This window comes from Micromonospora sp. NPDC023633, assembly GCF_040640035.1.
Classification (GTDB): domain Bacteria; phylum Actinomycetota; class Actinomycetes; order Mycobacteriales; family Micromonosporaceae; genus Micromonospora.
The window spans coordinates 1-18,654 of sequence record NZ_JBFABB010000128.1; the positions used below are offsets into that span (position 1 = coordinate 1).

Annotated in this window: 16 protein-coding genes; 8 read left to right on the forward strand and 8 right to left on the reverse strand. The window is 74.7% G+C overall.

Annotation, left to right across the window (positions count from 1 at the left end; genetic code table 11):
• Both AB0G13_RS28665 and AB0G13_RS28670 read left to right on the forward strand, forming a co-directional pair.
• A partial coding sequence (locus AB0G13_RS28665) for a Rho termination factor N-terminal domain-containing protein (RefSeq protein WP_357880731.1) occupies positions 1–254 on the forward strand: 254 nt, incomplete at its 5' end.
• A 91-nt stretch (positions 255–345) separates the two neighbouring features.
• Positions 346–885, forward strand: a complete 540-nt coding sequence (locus AB0G13_RS28670) for a DUF1697 domain-containing protein (RefSeq protein ID WP_357880734.1) — start codon at positions 346–348, stop codon at positions 883–885.
• Between the two features lie 124 nt (positions 886–1,009).
• On the opposite strand, the gene AB0G13_RS28675 is transcribed toward AB0G13_RS28670, so the two are convergent.
• From AB0G13_RS28675 to AB0G13_RS28685, 3 genes are all read right to left on the reverse strand, one after another.
• Positions 1,010–2,965, reverse strand: a complete 1,956-nt coding sequence (locus AB0G13_RS28675; RefSeq protein ID WP_357880737.1) for a hypothetical protein — start codon at positions 2,963–2,965, stop codon at positions 1,010–1,012.
• Between the two features lie 160 nt (positions 2,966–3,125).
• Positions 3,126–4,103, reverse strand: a complete 978-nt coding sequence (locus tag AB0G13_RS28680) for an MBL fold metallo-hydrolase (RefSeq protein WP_357880739.1) — start codon at positions 4,101–4,103, stop codon at positions 3,126–3,128.
• Positions 4,104–4,256: 153 nt separating this feature from the next.
• Positions 4,257–5,264, reverse strand: coding sequence for a serine hydrolase (locus AB0G13_RS28685; protein WP_357880742.1), 1,008 nt, complete (start codon positions 5,262–5,264; stop codon positions 4,257–4,259).
• A gap of 58 nt (positions 5,265–5,322) precedes the next feature.
• On the opposite strand from AB0G13_RS28685, the gene AB0G13_RS28690 reads away from it, so the two are divergent.
• Positions 5,323–6,279: a LysR family transcriptional regulator gene (locus AB0G13_RS28690; RefSeq protein ID WP_357880745.1), complete on the forward strand. Its 957-nt coding sequence runs from the start codon at positions 5,323–5,325 to the stop codon at positions 6,277–6,279.
• A gap of 36 nt (positions 6,280–6,315) precedes the next feature.
• On the opposite strand, the gene AB0G13_RS28695 is transcribed toward AB0G13_RS28690, so the two are convergent.
• Positions 6,316–6,816, reverse strand: coding sequence for a GNAT family N-acetyltransferase (locus AB0G13_RS28695; protein WP_357880748.1), 501 nt, complete (start codon positions 6,814–6,816; stop codon positions 6,316–6,318).
• A 180-nt stretch (positions 6,817–6,996) separates the two neighbouring features.
• Here AB0G13_RS28695 and AB0G13_RS28700 point away from each other — a divergent pair, with 180 nt between their 5' ends.
• Genes AB0G13_RS28700 through AB0G13_RS28710 form a run of 3 tightly spaced genes read left to right on the forward strand, consistent with a single transcriptional unit; the run spans position 6,997 to position 9,433 of the window.
• A complete protein-coding gene (locus AB0G13_RS28700; protein WP_357880751.1) occupies positions 6,997–7,545 on the forward strand; it encodes an NAD(P)H-dependent oxidoreductase in 549 nt (182 codons plus the stop codon).
• Positions 7,546–7,574: 29 nt separating this feature from the next.
• The gene (locus AB0G13_RS28705) at positions 7,575–8,585 is read left to right on the forward strand and encodes an ATP-binding cassette domain-containing protein (RefSeq protein WP_357880754.1); all 1,011 of its coding nucleotides are present in this window, start codon (positions 7,575–7,577) and stop codon (positions 8,583–8,585) included.
• Positions 8,582–9,433, forward strand: a complete 852-nt coding sequence (locus AB0G13_RS28710; protein WP_357880757.1) for an ABC transporter permease — start codon at positions 8,582–8,584, stop codon at positions 9,431–9,433. Before AB0G13_RS28705 ends, AB0G13_RS28710 begins: the two co-directional genes overlap by 4 nt.
• Before the next feature lie 60 nt (positions 9,434–9,493).
• Here the strand turns inward: AB0G13_RS28710 and AB0G13_RS28715 are convergent, their stop codons facing one another.
• The 3 genes from AB0G13_RS28715 to AB0G13_RS28725 all read right to left on the reverse strand — a co-directional run bounded on the left by AB0G13_RS28715 (position 9,494) and on the right by AB0G13_RS28725 (position 14,724).
• Complete coding sequence (locus AB0G13_RS28715) at positions 9,494–10,822, reverse strand: hypothetical protein (RefSeq protein WP_357880760.1); 1,329 nt, start codon at positions 10,820–10,822, stop codon at positions 9,494–9,496.
• Positions 10,819–11,343 carry a SigE family RNA polymerase sigma factor gene (locus AB0G13_RS28720; protein ID WP_357880763.1) on the reverse strand — a complete coding sequence of 175 codons (525 nt, stop codon included), beginning with the start codon at positions 11,341–11,343 and terminating at the stop codon, positions 10,819–10,821. The genes AB0G13_RS28715 and AB0G13_RS28720 overlap by 4 nt, the downstream gene beginning before the upstream one ends.
• 93 nt (positions 11,344–11,436) lie before the next feature.
• Positions 11,437–14,724 carry an AAA family ATPase gene (locus AB0G13_RS28725; RefSeq protein ID WP_357880766.1) on the reverse strand — a complete coding sequence of 1,096 codons (3,288 nt, stop codon included), beginning with the start codon at positions 14,722–14,724 and terminating at the stop codon, positions 11,437–11,439.
• 253 nt (positions 14,725–14,977) lie between these two features.
• Between AB0G13_RS28725 and AB0G13_RS28730 the strand changes: the two genes are divergently transcribed.
• Positions 14,978–15,199: a hypothetical protein gene (locus AB0G13_RS28730; RefSeq protein WP_357880769.1), complete on the forward strand. Its 222-nt coding sequence runs from the start codon at positions 14,978–14,980 to the stop codon at positions 15,197–15,199.
• A 396-nt stretch (positions 15,200–15,595) separates the two neighbouring features.
• On the opposite strand, the gene AB0G13_RS28735 is transcribed toward AB0G13_RS28730, so the two are convergent.
• Positions 15,596–16,501: a hypothetical protein gene (locus tag AB0G13_RS28735; protein WP_357880772.1), complete on the reverse strand. Its 906-nt coding sequence runs from the start codon at positions 16,499–16,501 to the stop codon at positions 15,596–15,598.
• A gap of 605 nt (positions 16,502–17,106) precedes the next feature.
• On the opposite strand from AB0G13_RS28735, the gene AB0G13_RS28740 reads away from it, so the two are divergent.
• The coding region (locus tag AB0G13_RS28740; RefSeq protein ID WP_357880775.1) for a hypothetical protein at positions 17,107–18,654 on the forward strand (1,548 nt) is incomplete at its 3' end.

The following is an 18,654-nucleotide window of genomic DNA, read 5'->3' on the forward strand; positions in this document are numbered from 1 at the left end:
GGGCGGCCGGGCGCGCGGCAGTGGTGGCGCCCGCGCCGGACCCGGCCCTGGCCCGGGTCGCGCTGGGGACCATGTCCCGCCGCGACGACGGTACGGCGTACCTCTCCGGCTGGACCGCCCGCGACCTGCGGGTGCTCGCCGCGAGCCTGGAACTGCGCGGCGTCGCCGGGCTGCGGAAGGCGGACCTGGTCGACCGCATCGTCGACCGCACCATCGGCTTCCGCCTCGCCTCCGCCGCCATCCGCCGGCGCTGACCCGGACGGCGTGCGTCATCCGACGGCTCAGATCCGGCTGAGGTCGCCGCGCGCCTAGGCTGGCTCCGTACCGGCGGGTCGAGGAGGTCGTGTGGACAGGTGGGTCGCGCTGCTGCGCGGGGTCAACGTCGGCGGCGCGAAGGTCGCCATGGCCGACCTGCGCCGGCTGGTCACCGGCCTCGGCCACGACGACGTGAAGACGTACCTGCAGAGCGGGAACGTGGTCTTCGGCAGCACGGTGCGCGACGCCGACGCGCTGGCGCGGGGCATCGAGCGGGCGATCGCCGACGATCTGGGGCTGACGGTGCCGGTGCTGGTGCGCAGCGGCCGGGAGCTGGCGGCGGTGGCCGGCGGCAACCCGTACGCCGACCGGGAGGACGACCCGACGCGGCTGCTGGTGGTCTTCCTCACGACCGCGCCCGGCCGGTCCGCCGTGGACGCCCTGACCGCGCCCGACGGGGAGAACGTGGCGTTCACCGTCGGCGGTCGCGAGGTCTACCTGCACTATCCCGACGGCGGCTACGGCCGGTCGAAGTTCACCAACAACCACCTGGAGAAGAAGCTCGGCGTGGTGGCGACCACCCGCAACTGGCGGTCGGTGAGCGCCCTCGCGAAGCTGGCGACTCCCTGAGTGGTCGCGACCGGGATCGGCGGCGGGGTGGTGGGCCGCAGGCCGGCCGAACTGGCCGGCTGAGCAGACGGTCGGGGCGCGCCGAACCCTGCCTGGCGGCGCGCCTCGACCGTGTGGCGTCCGGTCAGCTCAGGTCGACCCGGATCAGGCTGGTGCCCCGGGTGGTGAAGAGGGCACGCACGCCGTCCGTGACCACCTCCGGGGCGCCGAACCAGGACTGGTTCAGCCCGTCCGCGAGGACGGTCAGCGCCGGCCGGCGGCGGCCCACCGGCGCCGTCCAGAGGCGGGTCCCGTCGACGCCGAAGACCCGGTCGTCGATGACGGCCAGCTTGCCGCCGGCCGCGCCGACGTCGACCCGCCAGAGCACCTCGCGGGTACGCGGGTCCACCGCGAAGAGTTCGCCCTCGCTGGTGACGCCGACCAGCACCCGGCCGATCAGCTTCAGGTCCACGATGACGCCGCCCGAGGTGGGCTCGACGAGCCAGGCCAGACGCTCGGTGCGGTAGTCGAAGTAGCCGAGCCTGGCCCGGCTGGTGGTCGGGGTGGTGCCGTAGCCGTTGCGGATGCTGCCGCCGAGGAAGACGCCGTGCGGGTCGGGGCAGAGGGACTGCACGGTCTGGTCCGGCAGGATGCCCCGCCAGCTGCGGACTCGTTGCCCGTCGTAGATGTTGAGCGCGCCCTCCCAGCGGCCGTAGTCCGGCTCCGTGGACATCAGCACCAGGCCGCGGCGCCGGTCGACGGTCAACGACGTCGGCCGGGTCTGTTCCTGGTCGGCGTCGACCCGGGCCACCTCGGTGGCGACCCGCCCGTCGACGGGCAGGGTGAGGTAGCGGGCCAACGTGTAGACGCCCATGTGCACCTCGCCCCGGTACGCCTCCATGTCCTTCGCCTCGCCGCCGAACGGCACCCGGAAGGTGTCGAAGGCCGGGGTGGCCTCGGTTGAGACGACCTGCACGCCGAGGGTGCCGCCGACCACGATCCGGTCGCCCGCGTGGCAGAGCGACATCGGCCGTTCCGGGGTGGGGGCGAGGTCCGGCGAGCTCATGTCCAGCGCCTCGGTGGTGTTGGCGTCCAGGTCGTAGAAGATGCCCCCGGCGGTCTGCACGCTCCAGAGCCGGCCGTCGTCGAGGAAGCCGATCCGGACGTTCGACGCCTCCGCGATCGGGACGCCGACCAGGGTGGGCGCGGTGTCGCCGAGCCGGAACCGGTAGAGCGATCCGCTCGGGCGGGTGGTGTAGAAGATCTCGTCGCCGCGACTGGTGATGCCGACGACGAACGAGTCGTTCGGGGTCCTCAGGATCTGGTGGCGGCTGTGGTCGCGGGTGTCCACGACGAGGATCTCGGCCGTGGGCGAGATGCCGACGACGAGGTGGTCGCCGGCGAGGTGGCAGACCGCGCCGAAGGTGCGGTCGCGCAGTTCGGCGGGGAGGATGTCCGCGCGGGTGCCGGTGGCCCGGTCGTAGGCGACGAGTCCGGCGCGGGATCCGATGCCGCAGTAGACGGTGGTGTCGGTGGCGACCAGGTCGCGTACGTAGGTGTCGTCGGGGTCCATCCGACCGTGGTCGGTGGCCTGGCCGGTCGCCGGGTCGTACTCCCAGACCTTCGCGGAGGGGTAGGTGCCGACGAAGACCCTGCCGTCCGGGGACGCCTTGACGGTCCAGCCGACCTCCTCCTTCAGGTCGAGCACCCGGGTCACGTCCAGGGTGACGGTGTCCACCTTGAACAGCAGACCGGGAGAGTACGAGGAGACGAAGAGGTCGGTGCCGACCGCGTCGATGCCCCAGAGACCGGGCGCGTCGGGAATGAGTGCGGTCTTGGTGATCCGCCGCTGGGTCAGGTCGTACGCGGCGACCCGGGTGGGCAGGATCTGCCGGGTGGCGAACCAGATCTCGTCGCCGACGCGGACGCCGTTGCCGAAGTTGAGCACCCGGGAGGCCGGGCCGAGGTCGGTGATGGCGACGTCGAAGGCCTTGCCGAATTCGCCGTCGGGGGCGGCGACGGCCGCCCGAGGAGATACGGCCGCTGCCGTTACCGCACCGAGCCCGGCGAGCAGTGCCCGCCGCGAGAGATGTGCCGACATTTGCGCCCTTCCGGCTGGGTTCACACTGAGCCGACCAAAGCCTCCACAGTTACGGCCCTGACCGTTAACCGGGAACCATATGACCAGTAGAGTCGACCGTCAACGGGTGGCCCATACCGGCGTGCGGTCGCGGCCCGGGGCCGCGACCGCACCGTCCCCGTCAGAAGTGGTACGCGGTGTGGTACTCGGGCACGACCACCCGGCTGCGCGGGGACACCCGCCGCACCGCCGCGATCAGCCCGTCCAGCCGCTCGCGGTCCGTCGGCGCGACGGGCACGGGGTTGCGCAGCTCGGTCTCGAAGTTGTCGAAGTGCACCGGCACCACCACCTTCGGCCGGTCCAGGGCGTCGAGCAGCCGCTCGGCGTAGTCGGCGGTGGCGGTGCTGCTCGGCAGCGCCACCATGGCCACGTCGGGGGCCAGCCCGGTCAGGTTCCGCTCGGCGAAGTCGCTCGCGCCCATGAAGAACACCGACGGGCCGTCGGCCACCCGCAGCTGGTAGGCGAGGGTGTCGCCCTCGGGCAGGTCGGCGATGGTCTCCGGCTTCGTCGGCGGGCTGACCCGGACGCCGGGAAAGGCCATCGAGTACGACCTGTTGCGGCTGTGCAGGGAGCTGACCACCTCCACGGTGTACGCGCCGAAGTCCAGCACCTCCCCGCCCCGCACCGGGCTGAGCTGACCCGACGGCAGCCCGTACGCCAGCCCGAGGTGGTAGGCGGTGAGCGTCCCGACGACCCGGGCGCCGGTGCGGCCGGCGATGTGGGGCACGTCCATGTAGTGGTCCCAGTGGGTGTGCGTGACGAGCACCGTCTCGGCCCGGTCCACCAGGGAGTCCACGACGTCGGTGCGGACCTCCAGCTTGGCGGCCTGGTTGAAGGCGCCCCTGAACAGCCCGGTGTCGATCCGGCTGAGGAAGGGGTCGACCAGGACGGTCCGGTCGCCGATGTCGACGCGCCAGGCCGACGTACCCCACCAGCGGAAGCTGACCGGGCCGCGGCGCCCGGAGATCGGCGCGGCGGCCGCCGGCGCGGCGTGCGCGGGCCCGGTGCGGGCGGTGCCGGCGGCGAGCCCGCCGGCGGTGACCAGCGCGGTGCTGGCGGCGGCGTCGCGCAGGAAGCGGCGGCGGTCGAGGTTGGGCATGCGGAACTCTCCCCGTCGTGGTGCTGATCGGTCGGGCCGAGCCAATCAGCACGACCCCCGCCCGGTCCAAGATCCATGCCCGACACGGTCGATACCCGTCGGCATATCGGACCAGCTCAGCGGGGTGTTCGGCGGCGCGTGGCAGCCGGAAACTCAGGCGGCGCGCAGGGCCTCTACGGCGGTCCGGGCGGCCTGGCCCATCGCCAGGTCCACGTCGATGCGGCGGGTGGCGAGCTGCGTGGCGCGGACGAAGACGGCGATGGCGTACCGGCCGCCGTCGGGGTACTCGGCCACGCCGGCCTCCAGGTGCAGGCCCGGCAGGGTGCCGGTCTTGCCGGCCACCCGCACGCCGGGCGGGAAGCCGGCGGCCAACCGGGTCCAGAAGAGCTGCCGGGCCATCCAGCCCCGGACCATCGCGCACGCCTCGGGCGGGCCGGCCTCGTCCCGCCAGACGAGGCCGAGCAGCCGGGTGATCTCCCGTGCGGTGCTCGACGTGGTGTGCGCGGGGTCGAACATCCGCATCGCGCGGACCCGCTCGGGCGGCAGGGTGGGGAAGATCCGGGCGAAGTCCGCCTCGGTACGCGCGCCGACGTCGGCGAGCATCGTCTCGACCAGGTGCCGGGGGCCGCCGACGATCCGGGTACGCGGCAGCCCCAGCTCGGCGGCGAGCATCGGCAGCACGTCCACCCCGACCCGGCGCAGCAGCAGGTCGGCGGCGGTGTTGTCGCTGACCGACATGGCGAAGTAGGCCAGGTCCCGCAGCGACACCTCGGCGTCGTCGGCGCAGCCGGCGATCCCCCACCCGCCGAGCCGGTCGTCGGCGGTGACGAGGACCCGTTCCCGGGGATCGAGCTGCCCGGCGACGACCTGCCGGGCGAACTCCAGCACCAGCAGCACCTTGAAGATCGAGGCGATCACCACCTGCTCGTCCGCCCGCACCGCCACCTCCCGCCGACCACCGGACCGCCCCGGCCCCGCGCCGCCGGGCCACCCGGGCCCCGCGCCGCCGGACCTCCCGGGCCCCGCGCCGCCGGACCTCCCGGGCGCCGCTCCGTCGCCGGCCCCGTCGAGGCCCTCGTCGACCGCGTCGAGGTCGACGACGTGCAGGCAGCCGGTGACCCCGACCCGTTCGAAGATCTCGCCGATGCGCTCTGTCGCCACCTGCGCACGGTAGCCGCCGCCCCCGGCCGGCGTCGGGGCGCTGGCGTAGGGTCCGGCCGTGGACCTGCTCCGGCACCTGCGGCACTTCGTGGTGGTCGCCACCGAGCTGCACTTCGGGCGGGCCGCCGAACTGCTCGGCATGGCCCAGCCGCCGCTGAGCCAGTCGGTGCAGCGCCTGGAGCGGGAGCTGGCGGTCGAGCTGTTCGACCGCTCCCGGCGGCAGGTGCGGCTGACCACCGCCGGCCAGTTGCTGCTCGGCGAGGCCGAGGAACTGCTGGCCGGCGAGGGGCGGCTGCGCAACCTGATGCGGCAGGTGCGCGAGGGGGTGTCGGGGGTGCTCCGGGCGGGGGTGCCGCCGGAGACGCCCGCGGTGACCCTGCGCGAGCTGCTCGACCGGCTGACCGGGCGCGCCCCCGGGCTCGACGTGGACCTGCACGAGCTGACCAGCGGCGAGCAGGAGCGGATGCTGGGCGAGGGACGGCTGGACGTCGGCCTGCTGCACCACCCCGTCACCGACGACGGGCTGCGCCTCGGCGCCGCCGTCGACGTACCGCTGGGGGTGTTGCTGCCGCGCGCCTCGGCGCTGGCCCGGGGCCGGCAGGTCGAGCTGGCTGCGCTGGCCGGCCTGGACCTGGTCACCGCGCCCCGCGCCACCGCGCCCGGCTGGCACGACCACCTGCTGAAGGTCTGCCGCCGGCACGGGTTCACGCCCCGACGGGTCCGCCCGGCGCGGAACCCGGAGTTCCTCTTCGGGCTGGTGCTGGCGGGCGGCGGGGTCGCCGTCGAGCCGGCGGCGACGGCCCGCCGGGAGCCCCGGATCGCCTGGCGGCCGATCGCCGGGTCGCCGCTGGTCCGGCGCACCTCGGCGGCGTGGCCGCGCCGGGCCGCGCACCCGGCCGCGCCGATGTTCGGGCAGCTCGCGGCGGAGGTGCTGGCCGACGGGTCGGAGCCCCCGGCGCCGCCGCCCACGCCGGCGCCCCGCCCCTGGCCGGTGCTCTTCGACGAGTCGGCCTGAGCCCGGGACCACCGCGCCTGGCAGGGGCCCGCCGGGCTACGCGGTCAGGTCGATCCGCCAGTCGTTCGAGCGCATCAGGTGCCCGGGCGGGAACTCGAACTCGGTCTCGCCGAGCAGGGTGAAGCCCGCCTTGCGGCAGACCGCGTTCGACGGGGCGTTGTCGACCGACGGATAGGCGTGCGCGAAGCGGTGCGTCCGCCGGGCGCGGGCCACCGCCACCGCCGCGCGCACCGCCGCGGTCGCCAGGCCCCGGCCCTGCCATCCGGGCAGGATCGCCCAGCCCAGCTCGTAGACCTGCTGGTCGCGCCACTCGCGTTCCCAGTAGCCGACGCTGCCCACCCGGGCCCCGTCGGGCAGCACCACGGCGTACATGCAGCCCTGACCCGTGTCGCCGAAGCGCACGTAGCGCCCGTGCCGAGCGACCACCTGCTCCTCGGTCTCCGGCCCGCCGGTGTGTGCCCGGACCTCCGGTGCGTTGAGCTGCCGCAACAGGCCGAGGTCACCCTCGCCCCAAGGCTCTATGCGCGCGTCGGTCACCGTGTCGCCCTCTCCCCCGGCATCGTGGCCCCCTCTCCCCCGGACGCAGTCAAGCAGCCACCACCGACACTCCGGCGCCCACCCGCGGGGGCGCCTCGCGGGGCCGCCAGATCGGATCTCGCGGACCGCCGGCCGGCGTCTCGCGCCTGTCGGGTGGGACCGGAGCCGGGAGGGGGAACCATGACACCGCTGCGCCTCGCCGTCATCATCGGCCGCGAGGGACGGACGGGCGACCGGATCGGCCGCTGGTTCGTCGACCGGGCACGGCGGCGCGACGGGCTGGCCGTGACGGTCGTCGACCTCGTCGACCACGACCTTGCCGGGAGCCGTCCGGCGGAGCCGACTCCCGCGATGCGGTCGTTCGTCGCCCAGGTGGCGCGGGCGGAGGCGTTCGTCGTGGTCACCGCCGAGTACAACCACAGCTTCCCGGGCTCGTTGAAACAGGCGATCGACCACGCGTACGACGAGTGGCAGGCCAAACCGGTCGGCTTCGTGTCGTACGGGTGCGGTTCCATCGGCCAGCACGCGGTCGACCAGCTCCGGACGGTATTCACCGCGCTGCACGCGGTCACGATGCGCGACGTCGTCGGTGTCGACCTGCTCGACGGCGAGCCGGCGCCCCCGGCGGCCGACCGGTGCGAACGCGCCGCCGACGTCCTGCTCGACCAGCTCCGCTGGTGGGGCCTGGCGCTGCGCGACGGTCGCGCCGCCCGCCCGTACGTCTCCTGAACGTGTGACACATGAGGAAGGTAGGGAGCATGAAACGCACCACCGGCCTGGCCATCGAGGCCGAGGGCCTGACCCGGTCGTTCGGGGACACCCGGGCGCTCGCCGGCATGGATCTCCAGGTCCCCGCCGGCACCGTCTACGGGCTGCTCGGCCCGAACGGCGCCGGCAAGACCACGGCGGTACGCGTGCTGGCGACGCTGCTGCGCCCCGACGGCGGACGGGCCCGCGTCTTCGGGCACGACGTCGTCGCCGAGGCCGACGCGGTGCGCGCCCGGATGAGCCTGACCGGCCAGTACGCCTCCGTGGACGAGGACCTGACCGGGCTGGAGAACCTGATTCTCCTCGCCCGCCTGCTCGGGCACCGCAAGCCGGCCGCCCGAGAGCGGGCGGAGAGCATGCTCGCCGCGTTCGGCCTGACCGAGGCGGGCGACCGGCAGGTCAAGAAGTACTCGGGCGGCATGCGGCGGCGCATCGACATCGCGGCGAGCATCCTCAACACCCCCGACCTGCTGTTCCTCGACGAGCCGACGACGGGGCTGGACCCGCGCAGCCGCAACCAGGTGTGGGAGATCGTCCGGGCCGTCGTGGCGCACGGCACGACCGTGCTGCTGACCACGCAGTACCTGGACGAGGCCGACCAGCTCGCCGGCCGCATCGCGGTGGTGGACCACGGCCGGGTGATCGCGGAGGGCACCCCGGGCGAGCTGAAGTCCTCGGTCGGCTCCGGCACCGTCCACCTGCGACTGCGCGACCCGGGGCAGCGGCCGGACGCGGAGAAGCTGCTCCACGCGGCGCTCGGCGTGCCGGTGCAGCTCGAACCCGATCCGGTCGCGCTGACCGCGCGGGTCGGCGGGGACGGCAGCGACCTCGACGCCAGCGAGCAGGCCGCCCGCGCGCTCGGGGACCTGGCCCGCGCCGGCATCGTCGTCGACGACTTCTCCCTCGGTCAGCCGAGCCTGGACGAGGTCTTCCTGGCCCTGACCGACCACCCCGCCGTCGTGGCCGACGAGCGGGACGACCAGCTGGAGGCAGCCCGATGAGCAACGCCACCACGACCGGGCGCGCCCCGACCGTCTACGTACCGTCGGCGGAGGCGCTCTCCACCGTCCTCGCGCCCGGCGCGCGACCGCCCAGGCCCAGCGCCCTGTCGGCGTCGCTCGCGTTCGGCTGGCGCGCGCTGCTGAAGATCAAGCACGTGCCGGAGCAGCTCTTCGACGTGACGGCGTTCCCGATCATCATGGTGCTGATGTTCACGTACTTGTTCGGCGGCGCCCTCGCCGACAGCCCGCGCGACTACCTCCAGTTCTTCCTGCCCGGCATCATGGTGACGAGCGTCGTGATGATCACCATGTACACCGGGGTCGGGTTGAACACCGACATCGAGAAGGGCGTCTTCGACCGGTTCCGGACGCTGTCGGTCTGGCGACCGGCCCCGCTGGTCGGCATGATCTTCGGCGACGTGCTGCGGTACGTGCTGGCGGCCGTGGTCATCCTCGGCGTCGGGCTGGTGCTGGGGTTCCGGCCCGACGGCGGGCTGCCCGGCGTGCTGGCCGGGATCGGCCTGCTGGTGGTCTTCTCGTTCGCGTTCTCCTGGGTCTGGACGCTCTTCGGCCTCGTCCTGCGCAGCGAGAAGTCCGTCATGGGCGTGAGCATGATGGTGCTGTTCCCGCTGACCTTCCTCAGCAACGTCTTCGTCGAGCCCGCCACGATGCCCGGCTGGCTCCAGGCGTTCGTCAAGGTCAACCCGATCACGCAGCTGGTGGCCTCGGTGCGCGCGGTGATGGCGGGGACGTCGGACCCGTCGGCCACGATGTGGACGCTGCTGTGGAGCGCCGGCTTCGTGGTGGTCTTCGGCACCCTGACCATGTACCGCTACAACCGCCGCTGATCCTGCCGACGACGGGCACCGCCACGGAGGTGGTGGTGCCCGTCGTCGTTCCGTGGGCGGCTAGGAGTCGACCCGGACGGTGGTCACCGTGCCGCCGGCGGCGGTGACGCGCACCTCGGTGGCGTCGGCGGGCAGCAGCGCCGCGCCACGCCCGGCGTCGTGCCACCGCCCGGCGCCGACCCGGTAGCTCAGCGCCGCGCCCTCGGCGACGACGAGGACGCCCTGCCCGTCCGGCAGCCGCAGCCGCACCGGCAGCGGTGCGGTCCAGTCGACGAACCCGCTGGCCACCGGCTGGAAGGGCGCGCCGCCGTGGGCGAGCAGTGCGATCGCGCGGGCGGGGTCGTCGTCGTGCTGGATGGTCTTCAGCAGCAACTGCCGGCCGTCGGGGGCCGCCCCGTAGACGGTCAGGCTGGGAGAGCCCCCAGCCCGGTGGGTGCCGCCGTGATCGACGTAGGCGGCCAGCGCGTCCGTCGCGAAGAAGTCCCTGCCGACCTGCGCGGCGGGGGCGTCACCCCACACCCGGTCCGCGCCGGGCAACGTGTAGGTGACCGACCGCGGCTGCGGACTGGCCTTCCGGTCGGCGAAGAGGACGTCGGTCGCATTGGCGATGTGGACGGCGGTCGTCGCGCTGACCGGCTGCCTGACCAGGGCGACTGTCACCCTGCCGCGCTGCGGCGGCACCGACAGCACGGCGGCCCCGTCCCGGAAGGCCACCGGCTGGAAGGTGCGTTCGATCCGGCCGTCGGCGGCGTACCGGAGCGTCGGTGAGAACTCCACCGGGTGTCCGGCGTCGCGTACGACCAGCACGTCGCGGCGCGGCCCGAGCAGCACGGCCGACGAATTGCCGTCGGTGACTTCGGTGACGGTCTCCAGCGTCATGACCCGCGGCCCTGCGGCGGTGGGCTCGACGAACGCGGCGTAGCCGATCGTCCGGTTGCCGGCCGGCTGCCACACCTCGCGGGTGACGTCGGCCCGTTGCGCGACGTAGGCGGCGGGCCCGGCCGGAGTCTTCCCCGCCCAGACCACGTGCGGATCGCCCGCCCAGACCACGTGCGGATCGTCACCGTCGAACCCGGCGTCCCTCGCCTGCTGCCGCCACGCCTGGCGAACCTGTCGCAGATACGCTTCGTCGCCGGCCAGGTCGCCGCGGGTGGGTTCGTCGAACAGCGGCGAGGCGACCTCCACCGCCGCCCCGTCGTCCCGGAGGTGAAGCGCGCCGCCGACGGGTACCGCCACCACGGCCGCGCACAGCGCGGCCAGGACCGCTCGACGTCGCAGCAACCGGCGACGCCCACCCCGTCGCACGTCGTCGAGCAGAGTCGGCGGGCCGACGAGGTCGTCGGTCACCCGACGCAGGACGCCCCGCACGTCACTCTCTTCGATGGTCATCGCGCACTCCTGGTGTCGGTCGGGACGGACAGGACGAGACTTGACCCGGCCAGCGCCTCCCGGAGGTGGGCGAGGCCCCGGGAGGCGTGGCTCTTCACGGTGCCCTCGGAGCAGCGCAGTGCCCCGGCGACGTCGGCGACCGAGAGGTCCTCCAGGTAGCGGAGCACGACGGCGGCGCGCTGCCGGGGCGGCAGGGTACGCAGCGCCGCGACGACCGCCTGGCGCAGCGCGATGTCGTCGGCGTGGTCCCGGGCGACCCCGTCGTTGTCGCCCAACGCCTGCTCCGGCCGCCGGACCCGCCGCCGCCACCGGTTGATCGACCGGTTGACCAGGGCCCGCCGGGCGTACGCCTCCGGGGAGGTGCGCACCCGGCGCCAGCGCACGTACACCTGCTCCAGTACCTCCTGAAGCAGGTCCTCGGCCGCGTGTCGGTCGCCGGTCAGCAGGTAGGCCACCCGCAACAGCGCCACCGACCGGGTACGGACGAAGTCGTCGAACTCCGCGCCATGCGCGTCTCGCATCTGGCCCCTCCCGCTCTCTCAGTCAGCAAGACACCGCGGAGGGCTGCGGGGTTTACCGGCTCTCGATGCCGGCGATCGACCGGTGTCCGGGGGCTAGAGGCGCCAGGGCAGTGGCTCGGGCGGGAGGTAGCGGCAGGTGCCGCCCGTGGTGACGGTGTCGCGCAGGTGGGCGGCGAGGCCCGGGTGGCGCTGGTCGAGCTTGCGCAGCGCGTCCCGGATGCGGGCGGTCACCGTCTTGCGGGCCCGCTCGGCCTGGTCGCCGAGGCGGCGGCTGCGGCCGGCCAGCCCGGCGGCGGCGCGCAGCTCGGCGAGCAGGGCGCCCCGCTCGGCGTCGAGGTCGGCCATCCTCCGCTCGTCGCCGCGCTCGGCGGCCCGGTCGATCTCGTCGTCGAGACGCTCCAGGTGCCGCCGGTAGCGGGCCTTCGCCTCGTCGTCGAGGACCGGATCGCCGCCCATCCGGCGGGCCGCCACGAGTTCCGGCCCGGCGGCCGGGTCGAGCAGTTCGACCGCCGGGACGTCGACGCCCGACCGGCTCAGCAGCACATGCAGGTCGCGCAGCCCTTTCGCGTCGGGCAGGTGCACCACCACGCCGGCGTAGGCGAGCTGCCAGACCGGCCCGTCGCGACGGAAGCCGTACGCCTGCCCCGGCTGCTGCCCCACGACGGACGGATGCGGCCCGGCGGCGACCGCCTGCGCGGCGTGCGGTCCGGTCACGACCGCCGGCGGCCCGACGGTGACGGCCCACGCCGGATCCGGACCGGGGGTCGGGGCGACGGGCGGCACCTCGGCCTCCGTCGGTAGCGTGCCGGCCGGGCGACGGGTCACCTGGCGCATGCCGAGGTCGGTGGCGTCGCGGGCGGTGGTGGCGCGCAGCGCGGCGGCGGCCGCCGCGTCGCCGGGGCGGTCCCGCCCGGTCAGCGCGTCGGCCAGCGCGGCGCGGGCCAGGACCGACCACGGGCGGGCGCCCAGCCGGTCGGCGGAGTCGCGGGCGGCGGAGAACCCGGCCACGGCGTCGTCCCAGCGTTCCTGCGCGGCGTCGACGAGGGCCAGCCAGTGGTCGACGGGGCCGCTGAGGTCGCAGCCGAACAGGGCGGACATCCACTGCCCGCGGTGCGGTCGCAGCGCCTCCCGGGCCTCGGCGCAGCGCCGGGGGTCGCGGCTCGCGGCGGCGACCCCGGCGCGCAGCCGCAGCCACAGCGGCGACACCGGTCCCGGGTACGCCGTGCCGGCGGCCTCGATGCCGGTGACCAGCCGTAGGGCCGCCTCGACGTCGCCACGCTCGGCCGCGGTGACGCCCCGCAGGAGTTGGGGATAGGGGTAGTCGGTCGAGGAGAGCTCGGCGAGGAGGGCGTCGACCTCGTCGGACCGGCCCTGCAGGTGCAGCCGCGACCAGCGCAGGTGGTGGCCCATGAAGGCGAAGTCGGAGCTGTCCCACTCGCTCAGGCCGGTCAGCTCGCCGACCAGCTCGTCGGCCCGGGCGAAGTCGCCACGGAACGCCGCGATGATGGCGTCGTCCATGGTGGCGGCGGCCCGGTGCCGGGCGTCGCCCCGGCGGGCGCCGGTGACGAAGGTGGTGAATTCGTCGTGGTAACGGGGGTCGCCCAGCTCCAGCAGCGCGACCCAGCGCAACGCGGTCGCCCAGAGCGCGGTCTCCCGGTCGCCGCCGCGGCGCGCCACGTCCCGGATCTCGGCGGTGATCGCGGCCCGGTCGCGGGCCGAGCCCAGCCCCCACGTGGTGTCGTGGCGGGCCCAGAGGCTGAAGGTGAGCGCCTCGTCGTCGTGCCCGCGCCGGGCCAGAGATTCGGTGGCGGCGATCAGGTCGGTGACGAGCGTGCTGACCGGGACGGCGCCCGCGGACTCGCCGATCAACCGCCGGTACGCCTCCCGCAGCACGCCCTCCGGATCGGTGAGGCGCCCGGGGCCGTCGGTGTGACGGCGGTGGACGACGAGGGCGACACGGGCCAGCACCACCGGATCGTCGACCGCCACGGCCAGCGTGGTGGCCTCGGCGAGCAGCCGCCGGGCCTCCTCGCCCGCGCCCGCGTGGTGCAGCAGCTGACCCAGCTCGATCATGATCTTCACGCGTTGGGCGGGGTCGGCGGCGACCTCCAGCGCCCGGCGGAAATGGACCACGGACTCGTCCACGGCCAGCCGGCCGCCCGCGTCCCGGGCCGCGGCGACCAGCAGCTCGGCGGCGCGGGACGGGTCGAGGTGGGCGCCGGCGAGATGGGCGTGCCGGGCCAGGTCGGCGGGGATCAGCAGCTCGGCGAGCGCCGGTGCGCTCTCGACGGCCCGGACGACCGCGGCGTGCCGGGAGCGCCGGTCGTCGTCGGGCAGCGCGTCGTAGAGGGTCTCCCGCACGAGGTCGTGGACGAAGGCGAACCGGCCGCCGCCACGGGACACCACGAGCCGCGCGGTCACCGCCCGGTCGAGGAGCCGGTCGGCCTGGGCCGCCGGCGTGCCCGCGCAGGCGGCGAGGACCGGGCGGTGGAACTCCCGGCCCAGCACGGCGGCGGCGGTGAGCGCCTCGACGACCGCCGCCGGCAGCTGGGCGAGACGGGCTCGCACCGCCTCCCGTACGCCCGGCGGGATCGCGCCGACCCGGCCGTCGGCACGCCAGATCCGGGCGGTCTGCTCCACGAAGAACGGGTTGCCGCCGGTGCGCCGGTGCACCTCGTCGAGGAGACCTGCGTCGGGTGCCCGACCGGCCGCGCGGGTCATCAGCGCGGCCACCTCGTCGCGGGACAGGCCGGTGAGGGTGAGCGTGGTCGCCTTCGCCACCAGCGGCATCAGCAGCCCGCGCAGCGGGTGGTCGGGTGACTCGACCTCAGCGTCGCGGTAGGTGCCGATCAGCAGCAGCCGCTCGAACCAGGTGTGCTGGGCGGCGAAGCGCAGCAGCCGCATCGAGGCGGGATCGGCCCAGTGCAGGTCGTCCAGCACGACCACGACCGGTCGGCGCTGGGAGACCGCGACCAGCGCGGTGGTCACCGCGTCGTGGAGCGCGAACTCCTCCTGGTCGACGCGGTCGTCGCCGGCCGGGCGGCCGGTCGCCTCGCCGAGCAGGGCCGCCAGCCCCGGCTCGGCCGACTCCCGGGCCAGCGCCCAGTCGTCGGTCGCGCGGCGCAGGCCGCGCAGCACCTGCACCCAGGGCCAGTAGCCGGGCGCGCTGTCGGAATCCCAGCAGGCGGCGCCGAGCACCAGCGCGCCCCGCCGGCGGGCCTCGTCGGCCGCCGCCGTGACCAGCGTCGTCTTGCCGATGCCGGGCTCCCCGGCGACGAGGACCAGACCGCCGTGGCTGGTGGTCACCCGGTCGATCTCGGCGCGCAGCAGACCCGCGGGATGCTCCCGCCCGATGACGGCCTCGTCGTACCGCGGATCCATGACGCCCAGACGGTAGCGAAACGGTGGGACATCGCGTGCCCTTTACGCGGCGGACTTCCTGCCCGGCAGGGCCGACCTCCGGTCGAATGTCCGCTTCGCCGCGCTGTCGAGCTGCCCCGCCGGTGAGACCGTCGCCCGTGCGCGCCGAGCGTCGCCGGCGGGCCTCCATTCCTGGAACGACGGCCCGCGCGCCGAGCCGCCGGCTCCGCCCCACGCGACGACTAGCCCCCGGCGGACCGGGTACGCGGCCCGCATGGGTAGTCACAAGGAGAACAAGCACGATCCCGGCGGCGAGTCGGCGCGCGGCCGACGGCATTCCGGCAGCGGCGCCCGGGGTCACCAGGGTTCGCCCGTCGAGCACTCGCCGAAGGCCCGGCACCTGCGCACCGCGACCGGGTCGGCGGGCACGGAACGCGACCACGACCGGTCCACGGTCGCCCGCGAGGGGCGGGTCCACCGCCAGGGCGGCGCCTGAGCCACCCGCCCAGACCTGCCCGCCGACGCCCACCCCGACGCCGACCCGGTACCCGCTGCCGGGCACGCCGGTTCCCGGCTGGCTGGAGCTGACCTTCACCGACGGCATCCTCGCCCCGGGCGCGTCGTCCGGGCCGATCCAGCTGCGCCACCACCGGCACGGCTGGACCGACATCGACGAGCGCGACGACCCCAGCTGGCGCGCCGCCACCGGCCAGTGGACCGACAACAGCCGGATCACCCTCGACGTCGACGGGGTGCGCGAGTTCGGCGACACGTTCGCCTGACGCCCGGCGACCGCGACCGGCGCGAGCGCGCGGCCGCGACCCGCGCCAACGCGCACGGCCGGCCGGTGGCACCGTCCCGGTCGGACGGCGCCACCGGCCGGCGGCGGTGACTACGCCGTCGCGCAGATGGCGTACGCGGTATTGGTCCAGTTGCCGGTGAACACGTCCTCCTCGTACGCGCCGGAGGTGACGGCGGCCGGGGCGGCGGCCGGGCCACCGTTGGGCCGGAAGTCGTCGACCACGCCCTCGCCCATGATCCCGTTGAGCTCGTAGCCCGCTCCGGTCAGCACCTTCCCGAGCGGGCAGGCCGCCGTGACGCTGTGGAAGTCGTTCGAGTCACTGGGGCTCACCGCGGAGGTGCGGACCAGGCCGGTGAGGGGGTTCGCGCAGATCGCGTACGCCGTCGCGGACCAGTTGCCGGCGAAGGCGTCGGCCTCGTACGCGCCCACGAAGACCGAGGTCGGCGCGGCGGCCACGCCACCGTTCGGCCGGAAGTCGTCGACCACGCCCTCGCCCATGATCCCGTTGAGTTCGTGCCCCGTCCCGGTCAGCACCTTGCCCACCGGGCAGGTCGCCGTGACACTGCGGAAGTCGTCCGAGTTGCTGGCGCTGGACGCCGAGACCCGCACCAGGCCCGCGACCGGGTTGGCGCAGATCGCGAACGCGGTGACGGACCAGTTTCCGGCGAACGCCTCGGCCTCGTACGCCCCGACGGTCACGGCGGTCGGCGCGGCGGCCGGGCCGCCGTTGGGGCGCAGGTCGTCGACCACCGCCTCGCCGGTCGCCCCGTTGAGCTCGTAACCGGTCCCGGTCAGCACCTTGCCCACCGGGCAGGTCGCCGTGACGCTGCGGAAGTCGGTCGAGTTGCTGGCGCTCGTCACGGCGATCCGGACGAGGCCGGGGACGGCGGCCGACGCGGGAGCGGCGGGGACGACCACCACGGCCGCCACGGCGACGCCGAGGACGAGGGTGAGGGCGCGGGGTCGACGCCGGCGGGCTGCTGCCTGAGCTGACATGTGACTCTCCTGTCTGTCGCCTCGGCGATGACCTCCCGCAGCTGTCGGGTTCGACCGGTACGAGGCGTTGCGGTTGACGCGCTCACGCTAAGTAGTCGCCCGACCAGGCATTATCTCCAAACCGACTACGTCGGGTAGTCGACTGATCCGTCCGGCCCCCGGGTGGAGCGGAAAGCGCGGCCGGTGCGGCCGGGCCTCCCCGACACGCCGACGGGGACTCCCTCCGCCCGTCGCGCCGAGGGTCCACCCCGGCCCCGCATCCCGGGCCGGCCCGTCGCCGGGCGCGCGTGCCGCGGCCCGCGCCGGCCGCGAAGGGGGTGCCGCCTCGATCCTCATCGGGGGCCTGAGCTGGGAATCAGCCCGCCGACCCGCCGGTCAGCCGATGAACACTCCTCGATGTCACCGAGCGTGCGCGATTGAGGCCCTGATGTGATCATCTGGTTACCTATGGGTAGGTACGATCCCAACCGCGAACATGTGACACGTTCGCCCGGAAAGCTGGGGTACCTTTCCTTGCGCGCCTCACCGGCGCCGGCCCCGACGGACGACCACCCCCGCTCGTCCGCCCCCTTCTTTCACTCCTCGTGAAAGGTCCAACGACGGACATGGGCGACGGTCTCGACGACCCCGGAAACTACGCGCTGGATACGACAGCCGAGGCGGCCCTGCACGAGTGGGCGCACGGCCGGGGCGCCACGTGGCGGAGGTCCCTGCACGCCAAGCGGCATCGCGGACGCAGCGGCGCCCACCTCGTGCGCGTCATCATCGGTGGAACCGACGGCCGCGACGCGGAGGAGCTCTACGTCAAGGTGCTGCCGGACCGGCGCTCCGGAGAGGAGACGGTCCGGCACCGGGCGGCGCTGCGCGCCGACCCGGAGTTCGCGGACCGCCACCTCGTCCGGCAGCCGTACCCCCGCCATCCGGTCGGTGACGGCCGATTCCTGATGTTCCAGGACGTGGCCCACGGCGCGGAGCGGGTGGTCTCCCTCGCCGACGTGCCGGACGCCCAGCTCACCGAGGCCTACCCGACCCTCGTCGACCGCCTCCTCGGCTGGTGCCGCCGGGAGCAGCGGACGAGCCGGACCACCGTCAGCCGGTTCGTGCGACGGGAGCTGACCGACGCCGGCGCGTGGCAGGAGATCCTGGAGTCGACCGGGGCGCTCGGCCTGACCGACCCGGACGCGGACTGGTTCCGGGTGCCGGGGCGCGACGCCGCGCTGCCCAACCCGCTGCGCCTCGCCGAGGCGGGCTCCCCCTTCGGGGACGACGAACTGGACCAGCGGTGCGGGGCGTCGCACGGCGACCCGCACCGCGACAACGTCCTCTATCCCGCCTCCCGCCAGGGCGTGGTCCGGGTCGACGAGTTCTGCCTGGTGGACGTCGCCCGCTTCGCCGAGGACGCGCCGCTCACCCGCGACCTGGTGATCCTGCTGCTGGACGCCGTCCTGCCCGAGGTGGCGGAGGGTCTCGGCGACGTACGGGCCGACGCGCTGCGGGCACTGCTCATCGACCCGGCGGAGGAGGCCTCCGAGCGGCTACCCCTACTGCTGACCAAGGTGATCAGGTCCTGCTACGCGGTCGGCACGACCTACGTGTCGGAAAGTCGCTGGGCCGGCGCGAGCTGGCGGGCGCAGTACCTGCTCTCCCTGGTCAGCCAGGCGCTGATCAGCTGCACCTACGACAACGCCGGGCCGCGGGGGCGGGCGTGGTACCTCCGGCTGGCCGTCGAGGCGGCCGAGGCGTACCGGCGGGAGTTCCGGCCCGAAGTGGCTCCGCCCCGGCTGACGCCCGTACCGCCGGTGGTCGGGGTGCGCGGCGATGTCCACTCCCGACCGGCGGACCTGGACGACGGGCGGTCCGGCCCGTTCGAGGCCGCGCCCCGGCGGTCGTACCCGCCGGCCCGCGCCGCCGCGACCGACGGCGCATGGCCCGAGCGGCCCGGGCTGCCCGGCGACCCCGCGCCACCGGTGTGGACGTACGGGGTGGTGCCCATACCGGAGTGGCAGACGTCCGGCTCGGCCCATCCGGGCTGCCACGGGGCCGCCACCGGCCTGCGTCCGCCGGGCGAGCGGAGCACGACACCGGGCTTCCACGGCCACGCCCCGGCGAGCGGCGAGCCGACCGTGGCGACGGCGGGCCGCCCGGTCGGCGCC